The 16,044-nt window shown below is 70.4% G+C and carries 18 protein-coding genes, 1 tRNA gene and 1 pseudogene; 10 read left to right on the top strand and 10 right to left on the bottom strand.

Translation table 11 applies throughout. The features are described 5' to 3' along the window. Positions 1–16: 16 nt before the first annotated feature. Together ACIGAN_RS10525 and ACIGAN_RS10530 are read right to left on the bottom strand one after the other, a co-directional pair. Positions 17–675, bottom strand: a pseudogene (locus tag ACIGAN_RS10525) (class E sortase). Positions 676–699: 24 nt separating this feature from the next. Beyond that, positions 700–1,479, bottom strand: coding sequence for a DUF881 domain-containing protein (locus ACIGAN_RS10530; RefSeq protein WP_365736412.1), 780 nt, complete (start codon positions 1,477–1,479; stop codon positions 700–702). 139 nt (positions 1,480–1,618) lie between these two features. On the opposite strand from ACIGAN_RS10530, the gene crgA reads away from it, so the two are divergent. After that, positions 1,619–1,873: a cell division protein CrgA gene (crgA, locus tag ACIGAN_RS10535; protein WP_309096459.1), complete on the top strand. Its 255-nt coding sequence runs from the start codon at positions 1,619–1,621 to the stop codon at positions 1,871–1,873. Positions 1,874–2,139: 266 nt separating this feature from the next. Here crgA and ACIGAN_RS10540 read toward each other — a convergent pair whose 3' ends face one another. Together ACIGAN_RS10540 and ACIGAN_RS10545 are read right to left on the bottom strand one after the other, a co-directional pair. Next, on the bottom strand, positions 2,140–3,030 hold the full coding sequence (locus ACIGAN_RS10540) for a rhomboid family intramembrane serine protease (protein WP_399856663.1): 891 nt from the start codon (positions 3,028–3,030) through the stop codon (positions 2,140–2,142). A gap of 94 nt (positions 3,031–3,124) precedes the next feature. Continuing rightward, positions 3,125–3,652, bottom strand: coding sequence for a peptidylprolyl isomerase (locus tag ACIGAN_RS10545; RefSeq protein ID WP_010032607.1), 528 nt, complete (start codon positions 3,650–3,652; stop codon positions 3,125–3,127). A 340-nt stretch (positions 3,653–3,992) separates the two neighbouring features. Between ACIGAN_RS10545 and ACIGAN_RS10550 the strand changes: the two genes are divergently transcribed. Beyond that, positions 3,993–4,694, top strand: a complete 702-nt coding sequence (locus ACIGAN_RS10550) for a DUF5324 family protein (protein ID WP_365736416.1) — start codon at positions 3,993–3,995, stop codon at positions 4,692–4,694. A 169-nt stretch (positions 4,695–4,863) separates the two neighbouring features. Here ACIGAN_RS10550 and ACIGAN_RS10555 read toward each other — a convergent pair. Continuing rightward, a tRNA-Ala gene (locus ACIGAN_RS10555) sits at positions 4,864–4,936 on the bottom strand. 180 nt (positions 4,937–5,116) lie between these two features. Between ACIGAN_RS10555 and ACIGAN_RS10560 the strand changes: the two genes are divergently transcribed. Further along, positions 5,117–5,665, top strand: a complete 549-nt coding sequence (locus ACIGAN_RS10560; RefSeq protein ID WP_067018270.1) for a helix-turn-helix domain-containing protein — start codon at positions 5,117–5,119, stop codon at positions 5,663–5,665. A 279-nt stretch (positions 5,666–5,944) separates the two neighbouring features. Continuing rightward, on the top strand, positions 5,945–7,510 hold the full coding sequence (locus ACIGAN_RS10565; RefSeq protein WP_399856665.1) for a protein kinase domain-containing protein: 1,566 nt from the start codon (positions 5,945–5,947) through the stop codon (positions 7,508–7,510). Positions 7,511–7,523: 13 nt separating this feature from the next. Here ACIGAN_RS10565 and ACIGAN_RS10570 read toward each other — a convergent pair whose 3' ends face one another. Both ACIGAN_RS10570 and ACIGAN_RS10575 read right to left on the bottom strand, forming a co-directional pair. Next, complete coding sequence (locus ACIGAN_RS10570) at positions 7,524–8,876, bottom strand: hypothetical protein (RefSeq protein WP_399856667.1); 1,353 nt, start codon at positions 8,874–8,876, stop codon at positions 7,524–7,526. Between the two features lie 143 nt (positions 8,877–9,019). Continuing rightward, the gene (locus tag ACIGAN_RS10575; RefSeq protein ID WP_003999697.1) at positions 9,020–9,148 is read right to left on the bottom strand and encodes a DLW-39 family protein; all 129 of its coding nucleotides are present in this window, start codon (positions 9,146–9,148) and stop codon (positions 9,020–9,022) included. A 337-nt stretch (positions 9,149–9,485) separates the two neighbouring features. Here ACIGAN_RS10575 and ACIGAN_RS10580 point away from each other — a divergent pair, with 337 nt between their 5' ends. After that, the gene (locus ACIGAN_RS10580; protein ID WP_399856669.1) at positions 9,486–9,851 is read left to right on the top strand and encodes a DUF6344 domain-containing protein; all 366 of its coding nucleotides are present in this window, start codon (positions 9,486–9,488) and stop codon (positions 9,849–9,851) included. 103 nt (positions 9,852–9,954) lie between these two features. On the opposite strand, the gene ACIGAN_RS10585 is transcribed toward ACIGAN_RS10580, so the two are convergent. The 3 genes from ACIGAN_RS10585 to ACIGAN_RS10595 form a co-directional block, all read right to left on the bottom strand. Continuing rightward, a complete protein-coding gene (locus ACIGAN_RS10585; RefSeq protein ID WP_399856671.1) occupies positions 9,955–10,602 on the bottom strand; it encodes a hypothetical protein in 648 nt (215 codons plus the stop codon). Positions 10,603–11,579: 977 nt separating this feature from the next. Next, positions 11,580–12,245 (bottom strand): YdcF family protein, encoded by a 666-nt coding sequence (locus tag ACIGAN_RS10590; RefSeq protein WP_399856673.1) that lies wholly within the window; start codon positions 12,243–12,245, stop codon positions 11,580–11,582. Beyond that, the gene (locus ACIGAN_RS10595) at positions 12,242–13,036 is read right to left on the bottom strand and encodes a GntR family transcriptional regulator (RefSeq protein WP_365829858.1); all 795 of its coding nucleotides are present in this window, start codon (positions 13,034–13,036) and stop codon (positions 12,242–12,244) included. Before ACIGAN_RS10595 ends, ACIGAN_RS10590 begins: the two co-directional genes overlap by 4 nt. A gap of 160 nt (positions 13,037–13,196) precedes the next feature. Between ACIGAN_RS10595 and ACIGAN_RS10600 the strand changes: the two genes are divergently transcribed. From ACIGAN_RS10600 to ACIGAN_RS10620, 5 genes are read left to right on the top strand one after another with little or no spacing between them, the layout of a single operon-like run. Continuing rightward, positions 13,197–13,526, top strand: coding sequence for an SCO3933 family regulatory protein (locus ACIGAN_RS10600; RefSeq protein ID WP_031018264.1), 330 nt, complete (start codon positions 13,197–13,199; stop codon positions 13,524–13,526). Between the two features lie 2 nt (positions 13,527–13,528). Further along, entirely contained in the window at positions 13,529–14,857 is a 1,329-nt protein-coding gene (locus ACIGAN_RS10605; RefSeq protein WP_399856675.1) for an FtsK/SpoIIIE domain-containing protein, read from the top strand. A gap of 21 nt (positions 14,858–14,878) precedes the next feature. After that, positions 14,879–15,535 (top strand): DUF2637 domain-containing protein, encoded by a 657-nt coding sequence (locus ACIGAN_RS10610; protein ID WP_399856677.1) that lies wholly within the window; start codon positions 14,879–14,881, stop codon positions 15,533–15,535. Positions 15,536–15,549: 14 nt separating this feature from the next. Further along, on the top strand, positions 15,550–15,732 hold the full coding sequence (locus tag ACIGAN_RS10615) for a mobile element transfer protein (protein ID WP_093764424.1): 183 nt from the start codon (positions 15,550–15,552) through the stop codon (positions 15,730–15,732). Between the two features lie 15 nt (positions 15,733–15,747). Further along, positions 15,748–16,041, top strand: a complete 294-nt coding sequence (locus ACIGAN_RS10620) for a hypothetical protein (protein WP_399856679.1) — start codon at positions 15,748–15,750, stop codon at positions 16,039–16,041. Positions 16,042–16,044 lie beyond the last annotated feature (3 nt).

A 16,044-nucleotide genomic window follows, 5' to 3' on the forward strand; every position in this document is an offset into this window, starting at 1 on the left:
CCGTACAGCCACCAGACTAACGGCGCAACGCCTCGGGTTTCCCGGCCTCCACAGGCTGTGTGGAGGCCAGGTGCGCCCAGACGATCAGCCGGTGACTGTGCCCCCACTCGGGTTCGCACGTGGTCAGCGTCAGATACCGGCCCGGACGCGTGTACCCGGAAGTACGGGGGACAGGGTCGATCACCTCGATGTCCGAGGGCACTGTTTTGTGCGGGCCTTTGTCGATCCGATACGTGAACCAGGTCGTGCTGTCGGTCAGCACCACCGCGTCCCCGCGCCGCAGCCGGGGGAAGTCCTTGAGGGGGTCGCCGTGGGTGCGGCGGTGGCCGGCGACCGCGAAGTTCCCCCGCTGCCCGAGCCGGGCGGTCTCCGGGTAGTGGCCGAGCCCTTTCTTCAGGGTGGCGGTGGCTTGTTCCACGTGAAACCGAGCCGCGGGATGTACATGATCGCGAAGGGCCTGCCCCGGGCGTAGGGCTTCGGTCCGCCCGGGCCGGCGGGGGACGCGCCGCTGGGCGGGCCGGCCCTGGACCACTCCTCGCGGAGCAGGTCGATCTGGCCGTCCATGACGCCGTCGGCCCGCACGCCCGTCCAGAACAGCAGGTAGACGACGAACAGCACGATCAGGGTGCCGACGGTGACGCAGAGTTCGCCGGCGGTCCTGACGATCACGCGCACCGGCGGCTCCCCCGGCCTGGGCTGCTACTCCACGGGCTTCGCGTAGTGCAGATCCACTGTGCCCGAGTAGCCGGGCAGCGTCACCGGGCCGTTCTCCTCGACTTTCCAGCCGAGCCCGTAGACGTTGACGTAGACCATGTAGTTCTGGATCGCCGGTGATGCCGCCAGCGCCTTCTGCAGCTTCGCCGGGTCACCGACCGCCGTGATCTTGTACGGGGGTGAGTAGACGCGGCCCTGGAGGATCAGCGTGTTGCCCACGCAGCGCACCGCGCTCGTGGAGATCAGCCGCTGGTCCATGACCTTGATGCCCTTGGCCCCGCCCTGCCAGAGCGCGTTCACCACCGCCTGCAGGTCCTGCTGGTGGATGACGAGGTAGTCGGGCTGCGGCTCGGGATAGCCGGGCAGCTTGGCGGTGGCGTCCGGCGGGGCGTCGTTGAGCGTGACGGTGATCGCGTCGCCCGTGAGCTTCTGCGTGCCCGCGCGCTTCTCCAGGGCGGCGAGCTTCTCGTCCTCCGCCTTGGTGGAGCCGTCGTCCCGCTCGGCGAGCGCCTCTATGTCCTTGCGCAGGACAGCGTTCGTCTCGTCCAGCCGGCCGTTCTCCCGGCTGCGCTCCTGGATGAGGTCGGACAGCTTCAGCAGCGAGGTGTCCGAGCGGATGTTGGTGCCCTTCGCGGTGTTGAAGCTGGTGAAGAAGATCAGCCCGGCGAGAGCGAAGACGGCCGCCGTGAGGATCCGCACGGGCCGGAAACGGCGCGCGTGCCCAGGGGTGGATCCCGTCCCGGGGGAGTCGGCAGAATTGCTCAACGTACCCTTATCTCCTTCGGCGCGGCGGAAGCACTACGCTAACGGACGCCCGGGGGAGCATTCGGAGTCCCCTCACGCTGCCCCGAGACCGACCCAGTTACCTGCGCGGCCACGCAGCGCATCGACAGGAGAGACCCTCGTGCCGAAGTCACGTATCCGCAAGAAGGCCGATTTCACGCCGCCGCCGGCGAAGCAGGCGACCGCGATCAAGCTGAACAGCCGCGCCTGGGTCGCACCGGTCATGCTGGCCATGTTCCTCATCGGCCTGGCCTGGATCGTCGTCTTCTACGTCACGGACGGCTCGCTGCCCATCGACTCGCTGGGCAACTGGAACATCGTGGTGGGCTTCGGCTTCATCGCCGCCGGATTCGGCGTCTCGACCCAGTGGAAGTAGCCGTCGCCGGACGCTGAACGCAGCTCTGCCCAGGGCTGCTCGCCGAGTTATCCACAGCGGTTATCCACATGGGGAAAAGAAAGACGATCTGTGGATAACTCGTCGGGCGTTGACGCCGGTATGACGGAAGTACCGCCACTCGAAAACATGTTCGCCCCCTGCCTGACCTGCGAAAACACGGGTCGGTGACAGGGGGCACATGTGTTCCCGCACACTGTGCACAAGATCCGCCACCCGCTGTGGACAACGGGTGGCAGCGGGTGCGCTCAGCTGAGCTGAGCCGTCCTCACCAGGGTCACCAGGACCACCGCCGCCAGGACCAGGGCACAGGTCCCGTACTGGATCAGGGCGCGGCGCTCGCGCGGGGCGTGGACCATGGCGTATCCGACGGCGACACCGGCGACGAGTCCGCCGATGTGGGCCTGCCAGGAGATGTTGAAGCCCGGGCTGAAGGTGAAGATCAGGTTGATCGCCAGCAGCGCGATGATCGGCCGCATGTCGTAGTTGAGCCGGCGCATCAGCACGGCCGTGGCGCCGAAGAGGCCGAAGATCGCACCGGAGGCGCCGAGCGTGGCCGTGTCGGGGGCGGTCAGCAGGTACGCGAGCGCGCTGCCCGCGAGACCCGAGACGAGGTAGAGCGCGACGTAGCGCAGGCGTCCCAGGGCCGCTTCGAGGGGGCCGCCGAGCCACCAGAGGCTGAGCATGTTGAACGCGATGTGCCAGATCTCCTGGTGCGTGAAGACCGACGTGACCATGCGGTACCACTCGCCTCCCGCCACACCCTGGGTGGGGGTGAAGGGAGCGGGCGGCCAGGCGCCGAGCAGGACGAGGTCGCCGAGGAGCGACTCGTGGACCTTGACGGCGATGAAGACGGCCAGGTTGATCCCGATGAGGATCTTCGTGAGCAGGCGGGGATCGGCGGCGATGCTGCCGCCCGCCAGCGTCCGGGGCATCGAGGCCGAGGGGGCGTGCCCGGTGCCGGAGCCGGTGCGGACGCACTCGGGGCACTGGAAACCGACGGAGGCGTCGACCATGCACTCGGGGCAGATCGGGCGCTCGCAGCGGGTGCAGCGGATGCCCGTCTCACGGTCCGGGTGGCGGTAGCACATGGGGACGCTGTGGGCGTCCTGCGGGCTGCCCGCAGCCTGCTCGTCCATGGGTTTCCCCTCGGTCGTGGTGAAAAAGCCCGCCCTGCTCATCCCTACGGATGAGCAGGGCGATTGGTTCCCTGCCAGGGCCTCGGTAGGTGCCTCAGCGGGTCTCGATCACGACGGACTCGATCACCACGTCGTTGACCGGGCGGTCGGTGCGCGGGTTCGTCTGGGTGGTGGCGATGGTGTCCACCACCTTCTGGCTGGCCGCGTCGGTGACCTCACCGAAGATGGTGTGCTTGCGGTTCAGCCACGCCGTCGGGGAGACGGTGATGAAGAACTGCGAGCCGTTGGTGCCCGGACCGGCGTTGGCCATCGCCAGCAGGTAGGGCTTGTCGAAGCGCAGGTCCGGGTGGAACTCGTCCTCGAACTGGTAGCCGGGGCCGCCGGTGCCGTTGCCCAGCGGGTCACCGCCCTGGATCATGAAGCCGCTGATCACCCGGTGGAAGACCGTGCCGTCGTAGAGCCTGTCCGTGGACTTCTGGCCCGTCTCCGGGTGCGTCCACTCCCGCTCGCCCTGGGCGAGCTCGACGAAGTTCTTGACCGTCTTGGGGGCGTGGTTCGGCAGCAGCCGGACCTCGATGTCGCCGTGGTTGGTCTTCAGGGTGGCGTAGAGCTGCTCAGCCACGATCTGCCTTCCGTTGTCTTTCTGTGACTCCCTGATCCTCGCATGGACGGGCCGCCGCGTCGCCCGACCTCCGCGCAGCGGGGGGAAACCCTCGGCGGGCGGTCGCGGAAAAGCGGTCGAGTCGTCGCGGGGCAGGGGCGCGCGGCGCCGATCCGTGGCATTGTCGACCACAAGCTCCCGTTGCCCCTTGTTCATCCGCTCTTGCACACGATCGGCACTGGATGCCGGTTTTTCCGTGACCCGGATGCCCTCCCACGCATGCCTGGTAGGGCACCCGGAGGCATGATCCGTAAAAGGGTGGAAAGTCGAAATACCGTACGCCACCGAGGAGGAGGAACCCGTGACCCGCATCGACAGCGTGCGCGCCGCGACCGGTTCGGCGAAGGACAGCGTGCTGCACGCCGCGGAAGTGGTGGCGCCCTACGCCGACACGGCCAAGGACAGGGCCGCGCACTACGCACACGAGGCGCGCGTACGGCTGGCGCCCAAGGTGACGCAGGCCGCCGGGCAGGCACGTGTCCAGTACGGCGCCCATGTGCAGCCTTATCTGGAGCAGGCCCGCTCCCATGTACCGCCGAACGTCGACCAGGCCGCCCGCGAGGCCGCCGTCCGCACGCGCAAGGCCGCCCGTCAGGCGGCGGAGTACTCCCGGCCGAAGCTGGAGCAGGCGATGGCCGCGGCCGTGCCCGTGACGACCGAGGCCGCGGCCCGCAGCGCGGCCGCGATGGCCGCGCTGCGCGGTCAGGTCTCGTCCAAGGAGATCCAGAAGCTGGTCCGCCGGCAGGAACGGCGGGCGAGGGCCGGCAAGGCCGTGAAGACACTGGTGATCCTCGGCGCCGTGGCCGGTGGTGCCTTCGCCGCCTGGAAGTGGTGGGACAAGCAGGCCAACCCGGACTGGCTGGTCGAGCCGCCCGCCGCGACCGAGGTCCCGGAGTCGGGCCGGCTGTCCGCCGTGGACGGCAGCGGCCAGTCGGCGCTGGACCCCGAGGTCCAGGCCAAGGAAGCCGAGGAGGAGGCCGCTCAGCGCGACGACCGTTCCTGAGCGTCGCCGATATCAACAGTGCGGCGGGGCGGGAGACTTGAGGGCGATCCTCGGCGTCTCCCGCCCCGCCGCACTGTTTCACGTGAAACACCCGCCGCCCTGTCGGCGAAGGCGCACGAAAAAACGCCCTCCGTGTCTGCTTTTCCGCAGCTCGGAGGGCGTTTCGAGGTGGAGCCTAGGGGAGTCGAACCCCTGACATCTGCCATGCAAAGACAGCGCTCTACCAACTGAGCTAAGGCCCCGAAGAAGACGTCCGGCCGGAGAAACCGCGTCCGGGCGGGCGTCGGAGACCAGAGTACCGGGTCACCCCCGTGGTTCCGCAAAAAGATAGGGGGTCCCCGTCGACGACCACTCTCCGTAAGATGCTCGGCGTGGTTCGCTACCGCGAACCGCCGTACTCGGGGAAGCGATGGGGAGACGCAATGGACGCCGCACAGCAGGAAGCCACCGCAAGAGCGCGGGAACTGCAGCGGAACTGGTACGGGGAGCCGCTGGGGGCGCTCTTCCGCAAGCTCATCGACGATCTTGGTCTCAACCAGGCTCGTCTCGCGGGGGTGCTGGGACTGTCGGCGCCGATGCTGTCCCAGCTGATGAGCGGTCAGCGGGCGAAGATCGGCAACCCGGCCGTGGTGCAGCGGGTGCAGCTGCTGCAGGACCTGGCGGGGCAGGTCGCGGACGGCAGCGTCAGCGCGGCCGAGGCGACCGAGCGCATGGAGGAGATCAAGAAGTCGCAGGGGGGCTCGGTGCTCAGCAACACCACGCAGACGACGAGCAGTTCGGGGGCTCCCACGGTCAAGCGGGTCGTGCGCGAGATCCAGTCGCTGCTGCGCTCGGTGGCCGCCGCGGGCGACATCATCGATGCCGCGGACACCCTCGCCCCGACCCACCCGGAGCTGGCAGAGTTCCTCCGGGTCTACGGCGCCGGCCGTACCTCGGACGCGGTCGCGCACTACCAGTCCCACCAGAGCTGATCCCGCCGCCCGGCCGCCGAAGGGGGTTCGGTAGCGGGCCCGGGGGTGAAGTGACGGGGGTGCGTCACGGTACGGACGGACACGTGGGGGCGTGTCCCGTACGGGGGACCGGCCGACGCGAAGGGGTGCAACGTCCCTCGGGAGTCCGGGACGGGGACGGCCGGAGGGGCCGGGGGAGTCTTTCGCCCGTCGAGGAGTCTTTCGCCCGTCGGGGAGTCGCAGCACTCGCCGAGGGGGAGGCAAGGGGGGAGACCACAGGGGGAGGAGCGACGTACAGCCATGGGTGAGGTGTTCGCCGGCCGGTACGAACTGGTCGACCCGATCGGACGCGGAGGCGTCGGCGCGGTCTGGCGCGCCTGGGACCACCGTCGCCGTCGCTATGTGGCCGCCAAGGTCCTGCTGCAGAGCGACGCGCACGCGCTGCTGCGTTTCGTCCGCGAGCAGGCCCTGCGGATCGACCATCCCCATGTGCTCGCCCCCACCAGCTGGGCCGCCGACGACGACAAGGTCCTGTTCACGATGGACCTGGTCGCCGGGGGTTCCCTGGTGCATCTCGTCGGGGACTACGGCCCTCTGCCGCCGGCGTTCGTCTGCACCCTGCTCGACCAGCTGCTGGCCGGGCTGGCCGCGGTGCACGCGGAGGGCGTGGTGCACCGGGACGTGAAGCCCGCCAACGTGCTGCTGGAGGCCACCGGCACCGGCCGGCCGCGCCTGCGGCTGGGCGACTTCGGCATCGCGATGCGGCTGGGCGAGCCCCGGCTGACCGAGACCAACCTGGTCGTCGGGACGCCCGGCTATCTCGCGCCCGAGCAGCTGATGGGCGCCGAGCCGGACTTCCCCGCCGACCTGTTCGCCGTGGGCCTGGTCGCGCTGTACCTGCTGGAGGGCGCGAAGCCGGACAGCAAGGCGCTGATCCAGTACTTCGCCGAGCACGGCACGCCGGGAGCGCCCAAGGGCATCCCCGAGCCGTTGTGGCAGGTGGTCGCCACCCTGTTGCAGCCCGACCCGGAGGCACGCTTCCGTACGGCGACGGGGGCCCGCAAGGCGCTCGCGGCCGCGGCGGAGCTGCTCCCCGAGCCGGGCCCGGACGACGAGCTGATCGAGATCTTCGACCAACTCGGGCCTCTGCCGAAGGGGTTCGCACCCGAGGGGCCGCTGGAACGAGCACGCGGGCTGGGGCCGGGACCGGGGGAGGACGGGCCAGGGCCCGAGGCGCGGACGAACGGCAGTTCGTCCGGCTCGCGAGCCGGGGCGGCACCGGCGAGACCGCGGCGGGAATCCCCCACGCCGTCGGGAACGGCGTCCACTGGGGCCCGGCGGCGTGCCGGCGCTCCCGGCACTCCCGGCGCAGCGAACGGCCGGCCCGCCCCGGGCGCGGAGCCCTCACAGCATGATCCCCGGCAGGCACCCGACCCGACGCCCACGCCCACTCCGCAGCCCTCCATGTCGGACACGGGCAGCTTCCACCTGCCGCCTCCGCAGCCCACGGTCACCTCCTCCCCCGCGCCGGGAGCACCCCACCAGGCACAGCCTCAACTCCCTTACCAGCAGCCCCGGTTCTCCCCCCACGACGTCACACGGCCCCGGCCCGTCGCCCAGCCGCTCCCCCCGGCCTACCCGGGCCCGCAGCCGCCTCCGGCCGACCCGCCCCGCGCCCACGCCGTCACCGCCTCGTACACCGCCCACTCCCCCCAGGCCCCGCCGGCCACGGGCGGCCAGCCCGCGTCCCGGCACCGGGCACCGCGCCCGTCCCGCCCCGGCCCTCCGGCCAAGGTGGCCGTCCCCCTGCTCCTTCTGGCTCTGGCCTGCTACGCCGTGGGCTTCTGGGCGCTGACCCGCATCTGACGCCCCGGCACGGCTACGCGGCGTTCCTGCGCCGGGCCACCAGGGTCCACACCCCCAGCCCCACGAGCACCGCGCTCCCGGTGCCGATGCCGCCCACGGCGATCACCCGCATCGCGGTGTCATCGCCCGACGCGGGCACGCCCTCCGCCGCCGCCTCCCGGTCCCGCTCCGAGACGTCGAAGACGCCCTCCGGCCGCGACTCCCCCGTGTATTCGGGCCCGCCGCGGGGCTCGCCGCCGACCTGCACGCGCAGGGTCATCCGGAACGGCCCGTTCCCGAAGCTGCCGGCGACGTCCCGCGCGAGGTGGGCGACGAGGTAGTAGGAGCCGGCGAAGCGCATCGCGTTGACCTGGGCGAGGGCGCCGTAGCGGTTGGCACGGTCGACCGGCGGCAGCGGCGGCAGGCTGCCGGAGTTCTGGTCGCCGTCGTAGCCGACGCTCACGACCGCGGCGCGGCCGCGCGCGGGGTTGTAGAGGGCCAGGTCGAGGGCGCCGGCCGCGTACCCGGTGCCGCCGGAGTCGGAGCTGCCCAGGTCGGCCGTCACCGCCAGCTGCTGGCCCCAGTCGACCGGCACCTCGTAGAAGAGCGTCTGGCCGGGCCGCATGTCGTCGCGCCAGACCCCTTGGTCGAGGGGGGTCGCCCGGGCGAAGCCGGCCCCGCCGCGGCGGCGTTCGGGTTCGCCCTGGAGCGGCTGGGGGGTGGCCGAGTTCCACACCTGGGGCGCGCTGGTGGCGCCGGTCTTCGCCGTCGGCGGCTCGGTCGTGGTGAACAGTTCCAGGTCCCAGGCGTCGGACGAGGAGCCCTCGGGGTCGGCGCGCTCGACGGACACGTAGTAGGCGCCGGCCTGCTGGCACAGCGACCTGGTGGGCGAGATCTCGCGCATGCCCCAGGCGGCGATCGGATGGGGGCTGCGAGCGGCGCCGAAGCTCGCGGTGTCGGAGGAGCAGGAGTTGCCCTCGGCGTCCTGCACGGACACCTTGAGCCCGTCGACGACCGACACGGTGCTGCCGGGGGAGGGAACGGCGGTGACGGAGACGTACGCGCTGGACGTGGCGTCGAGCACGAGACGGTAGTTGACCTTGCCGCTGCCCGGCAGGGAGCTGCGGTAGGTGGTGCCGGGCGTCAGGCGTACGGCGTCGGCGGTGCTGCGCGCTCCCTCGACGCTGCGGGCGCCTTCGGCGAAGGCGTACGGGCTCGGCGTGGCCGCCCGGGCGGAGTCACCGGCGGCCCATGCGGCCGGTACCGGTCCCACGGCGGCCGTCGTCCCCAGTACCACGGCCACGGCGCCCAGGCGCACGGCCGTCGACGACCGGCCGCACCGCGCCCCCGCACGCCGCTCGCGCGCCGTACACCACCGTCCCCTCACGCGCCACCTCTCACCGTCGCCGGACCTCGGAACCGTGAACCGGGGCCCATCCTGCCTCGCCGCGCGGGCTCACGACCGGCCCTCGGCACACAAAACCCCGACCGCGAGGCGGCCGGGGTGTGCTCGAAAGGGGTTGTCGTGACTCACGAACCCGTGGGCACGGAGTCAGTCGCCTCCGTCCACAGATCCTGCTCGGCGCGATCCGCCTGGATCTGGCGGTACACGAGGAGCCCGCCGATGGCGGCCAGTGCGACCAGGAGAAGCTTCTTCACCGCGCGACCTCGTCTTTCCTTGACGTAGGGGACCTCTGGCGCCCGACTATACACACCGACCGATACCGATCGGTGACCTGCTCCGGCTGTCAACTCCCGTCCCGGACACCGGGATAGAAGCGGAGTTCACCGCTCCGATCGGAGGGTGATCACACCCCGACGGATAGTTACTTCGACCGCTCTCCTCCCCTCTTCTGGCGTTTTCGGCCCTCTTGCGCCCATCCGGGTGGTGTTCATCGGAACATCGCCGCGCCACGAGCAGAGGTCCACCACTTCTCGCCCCCCATACACATCATGAGGAAAGTACGCAAATCGCCCAACCCGAAAGTGAGGGGCCATGGCCCGGAACAAGGTCATGAAGCTGTGGACCGCGATCGTCACCGCCTTCCTCGCCCTGTGCACGGCGCTCGGATTCATCACCACGACCGCCGCGGCGGCGGTACCGCAGACCGAGCAGAAGCGCAACGGCGAGCGCGTCCCGCACCAGCGGACGGCGCCGGCGGCCGCCCCCTGGTCCCAGGCGAGGGCCCTGCCCCCCACGATGAAGCAGCGCATCCGCGCCGAGGCCCACGGCAAGTCCCCCCGCTGCCGCCACCGCTCCCTCACGGACTCGACGGCGCCGACCACGCCCGACTGCCCCGACGACGACACGGACGACGAGGGCGACCCCGCCGCCCACCGCCTGACGCCCCTCACGCGCTGACCGCCCGGTCCCTGGTACGTCCTGGCGATCTTGCGTACCCCACGACCCACCAGAGACCCCGAAGACCCCGGCCACTCCCGGCCGGGGTCTTCGCCTGTCCCGATCACTGCGACAGCGCGGTGAGCACCACGGTGACCGCCGCGAGCACGCTGGATCCGGCAGCCGTGGCCACCGCGATCCTGGCGGCGATGGCCTGGGTAGGCCCGATCAGGGAGGGCGGATCCCGCCGTTCCAGCTTCGTGTTGCTGAGCGAGGCCCGCAGCCCGATCGACGGGCCGGCTCCGTCCACGAGAAGCACGTACGTCAGCGTCTGCCCCTTGTGGAAGGGCGTGTCCGCCGAGACGGTCACCGTGTGGTCGTCCTCACGCGCGGGAAGCACCCGCTGCGTCGCGGGCTTCGAACTGCTCTGCAGGACCGAGAGCACACGCGCGCTGGAGGTGATCTCCAGCGGCTGACCGTGGAAGTGCGCGGGCTCCAGGTCCTTGTTCCCCACGTTGCTCAGCTGCACCTCGACGATGTGCGGCCGGTCCAGCCGCTGCCCGGTGAAGGAGATGGTCAGCCGTTCCGTGTGCGCGGCGCCGTGGCTCATCAGAGGGCTGACACGGACCGACCACCGAACCCTGCGCCTCGGCCACACGGCCCGGTAGGCCAGCCACCCCACACCGATGGCCGTGGGCACGGCGAGCACCGCCGCCATGGCCCCCAGCGCCGTCCAGAACGTCTCGTCCACCGCAGCCGCCATGATGGTCATCACGGCACCAATACAGCACCCCTGCAGGGCTTCCGTCCCCTGGATACCGAAAGACCCCCGGCCCACAGGACCGGGGGTCTCTTCGCTGGTGGGGCTAACAGGATTTGAACCTGTGGCCTCATCCTTATCAGGTCGATCACAGCGTCTCTGGGGCATGGAAGGATCCGTGCTCCCCGCAGGGGTGAGGTTCGGTGGGAGTCGCCCTCGTCCGGCCCGATCCGTCGGTGTTGGTGTCAGACGCTGATGTCAGACATCACTCGCGGACTTGACAGTCCTGAAAGTCCTCAACGACTGCGACCCCGGCGGCAAGCATCCTCGCCACTACAAGCTCAGACAGTTCGTCATCACAGATGACCTCGGCCATAGGCGGATCACCCCTGCGTATCGGCAGATAGCCCATGTCGCTTCGGAAGAGGGCCCACCGTCCCCGCTCGGTGGTCCACATTTCTTCATACTCAGACAGATCTCGCTCGCTCATGAACACCCCCTGGGCGGCAGATTAGCTCGCTACCTCAACACACCACCCTCCCCAGCTCCCATCCCGTCCGCCGTCGACCCACACACCGTGGAGCGGGCGTGGTTCAGGGGCGTCAAGGTGGAGCGCGCCACTGTACGAACGACCTTGACGCCCCTGGGCCGCGTCTGCTCGGCTCTGCCTGGGTCGACGGCGGACGGGATGGGAGCTCCCCACGCACGCCACTACGGACCTGCGGGCGGAAACGGCGCCCCCTCCATCCCGGTGCCGGCCGATCCCCCGCCGGAGGCATTGCCTTGACCGGGAGCCGCTCTGTGCGGTGATCGACTCATGGCCACCGGCCCTATCCACACGTGGGCGCGCGTCGGCGCAGCGCGGGCGGAGCGGGCCGAAGGCAGGAGCGGCGCCCGCAGCGGAGCCGGGAAGCGCGCCCGGCGGAGCGGAGCGCAGCCGGGGCTTGATGAGGTAGAGAAACCTGTAACAGCTCTCGCTCTTGCCCGGGTCAAGCCGAAGGCGCGTCGGTGGTCAGGAGTCGGCTCGTGAATCCGGCTTGGCGCAGGCGCTCGTATGCCTCGCGCACGTCGGCGGGTACCGGTTGGCTGATCATGAATCCCTGCTCGGGGTAGATCATCAGTCGTTGAAGCGCACCGACCAGCATGTCGATCACCAGACGGGCGTCACCGATGGAGTCGACGTACTGGTCGAGCGTCATAGGAGTGGAAGCGCTGACGACCTCGACTTCGGGCCAGAGCTTGCGCGCGGTGGCATACGCCCGCCGCTCCTCATACGGCTTGCTGATCAGGAGTACCGAGGACACCTCGATCCCCCCCTCTTCCAACAGCTCTCGCGAGAAGCGGATGTTCTCGCCCGTGTTGCGGGCTCGCGGCTCCACGAGAACGGCCGTACTGGGGACGCCGAGCTCCAGTGCCCGTTCCCGGTAGTGGACGGCTTCACCGCGGGGCATGCGTTCCCGCGTCGTGGGGCTGGTGGCACCGGTGAACAGGAGCAGCGGGGCCATGCCGCGCTTGTACAGGTCCACTGCCGTGTCGGCCACGCCCAGGTCGTGGCTGCCGAGTCCGATGGCAACCGAGCACGGCCGGGGTGAGTGGCCCATCTGGTGGTACTCCCACACGCGCCGGGCGTCTGCCCAATCCTGCGTCGAGATCACTGCTGACCTTCCCTATCCTTCGCCGAGTCGGGCACCTTGAAGTCGTACTCCCATGCGAAGCGCGATGCCGCGTGTACCCCGATGGCGAACTCCACGACGGTGCCGTCGGCCGTGTAGGTCGTCCGATGCAGCTCGACGACCGGTTCGCCCGGCGGCAGCTGGAGCTGCTTCACCTCGTCCGGTGTGGCGGCACGGGCGAACAGTCGCTCCTTCATGTGATCGATCTCGTAACCCGCGTCGTACAGCACGCGAAATCCACCGCCGCGGCCGGCGGGCCCCGGCGTGGGGTCCACCAGTCGCGTACCTTCCACGTGCTCGGGCCGGTAGTAGCTGGTCAGCGTGTGGGTCGGCTGGTCCCCTTCCTTGACCAGTCGCGCGCGGGCGTAGACCTCGGCGCCTTCCGGTAGCCCGTGTGCGGCTGCCGCCTCCGGTGGCGCCACGACGCGACTGACCGTCTGGGTCTGCTCGTTCCGGCGGTACCCCCGGCCCGAAGCCACGCGGTCCGCGATGAAGGCGACCTCGTCGCCGTCCCGCCACTTGGCCTTGTCGTACCGGGCGATGCCCAAGCGCTTGAGGGGAACTTGCTGGCGCACGACCGTGCCGTGGCCGCGCGACGAGGTGACCAGACCTTCGGCTTCCAGCGCCTTGTAGGCGGCATGCACGGTGGCCTTGGAGCCTTCGCCTGCCTCGACAAGCTCTCTGATGTGCGGCAGTCGCTGGCCGGGGGCGTAATCACCCCTCCTGATCTGCTCGGCCAGCTTGTCTGCCAGCTCCCGCCACTTGGGCGCCATCTCGAACCCCTCTCGACAAGGTCCAGTGAAACATAGTCCTAGGACTGTTGACAGTCCTAGGACTGCGGTGCACTATCTCTCTCGGCGGCTCGCAGTCCTAGGACAGCGAGCGTCATGCAGTCCGGTTTGGGCTGCCTCGTCTTCAACGCTGGGAGAACTGATGCCGTCCTTCAAGATCGACACTTCGACTGCTGTGGTGTTCGTGGCGACCGCGCCGGTGCCGAAGCTGGCCAACGCCAAAACCGGGGAGCGGGCGATGGACCGGGAGACCGGGGCTCCGCTGTCGACGGTGGGCCTGCTGGTCTCGGACGAGGGGGAGGGGAACCTCTACCAGGTGACCATCCCGGAGACGGGCCTGCCGGAAGGGCTCCAGCCGGGCATGCCGGTGCGGGTCGTCGGGCTCAAGGCGCGGGACTGGGAGAACGAGTTCAACGGCCAGAAGCGGCACGGGATCTCCTTCCGCGCGGTCGCGATCACCCCGGCGGCCTGACCATGAGCGACTGGACGTTGTGGCTGGAGGCCACGGGGGCGTTAGCGGGGGCCGGCGGTGTCGGCTACGCCAAGGCTCGGGCTCCGCGCGTGTACTGGTCGACGGTGGGTCTGCCGCTGACGTGGGGCCGCTTCGCCTGGTCCTACCGGTCCACGATGGAGGTGTGCGGGCTGACCGTGCAGCCGACGGGGCTGCGGGCGTTCATGACCCGCAACCTGGCCCGGCGTGAGGTCCGGCCCGTCGCGCCGAAGGTCCGCCGCATCCGCCCGACCTCGACGGGCCTGCGGGTGACGCTGCGGCTGCCGGCCGGTCTGGAGCCGGTCGACGTGGCGGCGTCCTCGGAGCGGCTGCGGCACGCCTTCGGGGTGCAGTCGGTGACCGTGGCGGAGACCAAGCCGGGCTATGTCGAGCTGCGGATGACGGGCTACGACGTGCTGCGCCGGGTGCGTCTGCCGCGCAAGGCCCGGCCGCGTGACCTGGTGGTGCCGGTGGCGCTGCGGGAGGACGGCACGGTCTTCGAGCGGGACTACCGCAAGATGCCGCACGCCCTGACCCTGGGGGCGAACTCGTCGGGGAAGTCCATGTACCAGCGCAACCTGGTGATGGGCCTGGCGAAGCTCCCGGTCGGCCTGGTGGGGATCGACTGCAAGCGCGGTGTCGAGCACAGCCGGTACCTGCCCCGCCTGTCGGCGCTGGCCACCGATCCGGACATGGCCGGCCGTCTGATAGACGCGCTGGTGCTGGAGATGAGCGAACGGTTCGATCTCCTCGCCCTGCACGGGGTCTCCGACCTGTGGGACCTGCCCGAGAAGCTGCGGCCGGTGCCGCTGGTCGTCCTGGTCGACGAGGTGGCAGAGCTGTTCTTCGTCACCTCCAAGAAGGACGAAGCGGCGCGGGACCGGACCGTCATGCAGCTCGTGCGGCTGGGGCAGATGGCCCGCGCGGTCGGGATCTACCTGGAGGTGTGCGGACAGCGCTTCGGCTCCGACCTCGGCCGCGGTGCGACCGCGCTGCGGGCTCAACTCACCGGCCGTGTGGTGCACCGCGTCAACGACAAGCAGACGGCAGAGATGGGCCTGGGTGACATCGCCCCTGAGGCGGTCGTGTCCGCGACCTCGATCCGGGTGGACCGTCCCGGTGTCGCGGTGGCCGGTGACACCTCCGGTGGCTGGTCGCGCATCCGCACCCCCGAGACCACGCCGGCGCAAGCGGCGGCCGTCTGCCGGGAGTACGCCCACCTGACCCCGGACCTGCCCTTCCTGGCCTCGTTCCGCCCGCCCGTAGCGGTGCCGCCGATGCCCACCACACCGCCGTCCGTCCCGCAGCCCTAACCACTGAGGGGAGGTGAGGACGTGTTCCGCTCGATCCGCATCGATGCCGTGCTCATTCAGGCCGTGATCGCCGGTGCTCTGTCCTTCGCCCACCTGCACGACCTCGCCGAAGCGGCCGGACAGTCCGGCTGGAAGGCGTGGGCCTACCCGGTCTCCGTCGACCTGCTGTTGGTAGCGGCCTGGCGCCGACTGCGCGGCGCCCGACGGGACCGCTCGGCCTGGACGTGGTTCGTCATCGCCCTGGTCGCCTCCCTCGGCGCGAACGTCGCGACCGCCGGACTCCTCGACCTCGACCACGTACCGGCCTGGTTGCGCATCCTCGTCGCTGGCTGGCCCGCGCTGGCCTTCCTCGGCGGAACCCTCCTCGTCCACCAGCCCACCGAACCCACACCAACAGCGGCACCCGCGCCCGCGGCTTCTGCCGATCCCGCGCCGGTCATCGACCGCCCCGACGTTGCGGACGACGGACCGGAGATCGCCCCGGCCAAACCGGTCCCGGCTCTGCCGGAAGCCCCGGCCTCGGTGCCGGTGGTGCCCCCGGCTCTGGTCGACCACGCACGCAAGGTCGCCACCGAGCACCGCACCCGCACCGGGACCGACATCGACACCGCCACCCTGCGCGCTCGCCTCGGCATCCCGGAAGACCTCGCCGGCGCGATCGTCGCCCAACTCGCCTGAAAGGAGGTGGCCAGGTGCGCCCGAACCGCTTCTACGACGTGATCCGCATCGGACCCGTGAGGGTCGGCACGTTCAACAACGGCCGTGGCCAGACCCGTCACACCGCCGCCTGCACCGCCCCAGAGTGCGGCTTCTCCACCGAACACCGCGACCGCTCGGCGGCCGAACTCGCCGCCCGCACCCACCGCTGCACCTGAGAGGAGGACACCGCCATGCAGTTCCCTGAGGACCAGCTCCGCGCCGGACACATCCCCGCTGACGTCTACCGGCGGCTCCCGCCCGGCACCGTTGTGCGACGTGTCGTGATCGTGCAGGAAGCACCCCGCTCCTACACAGGGCCGATCGTGCTGACGCTCGTCGTCGTCACCGGGTCGATCGCGGTGCTGCTGGTCATCGCCTTCGTCGCCCAGGTCGTGGCCGGTGCCGCCGTCGCGGTCCTGTCGGCCACCAGCGGACTCACCTACTCGATCAACCGCGCGGCCAAGCGCCGCGCTGTCAGCAAGTAACGC

Source organism: Streptomyces sp. NPDC085931 (assembly GCF_044540565.1).
Taxonomy (GTDB): Bacteria; Actinomycetota; Actinomycetes; order Streptomycetales; family Streptomycetaceae; genus Streptomyces.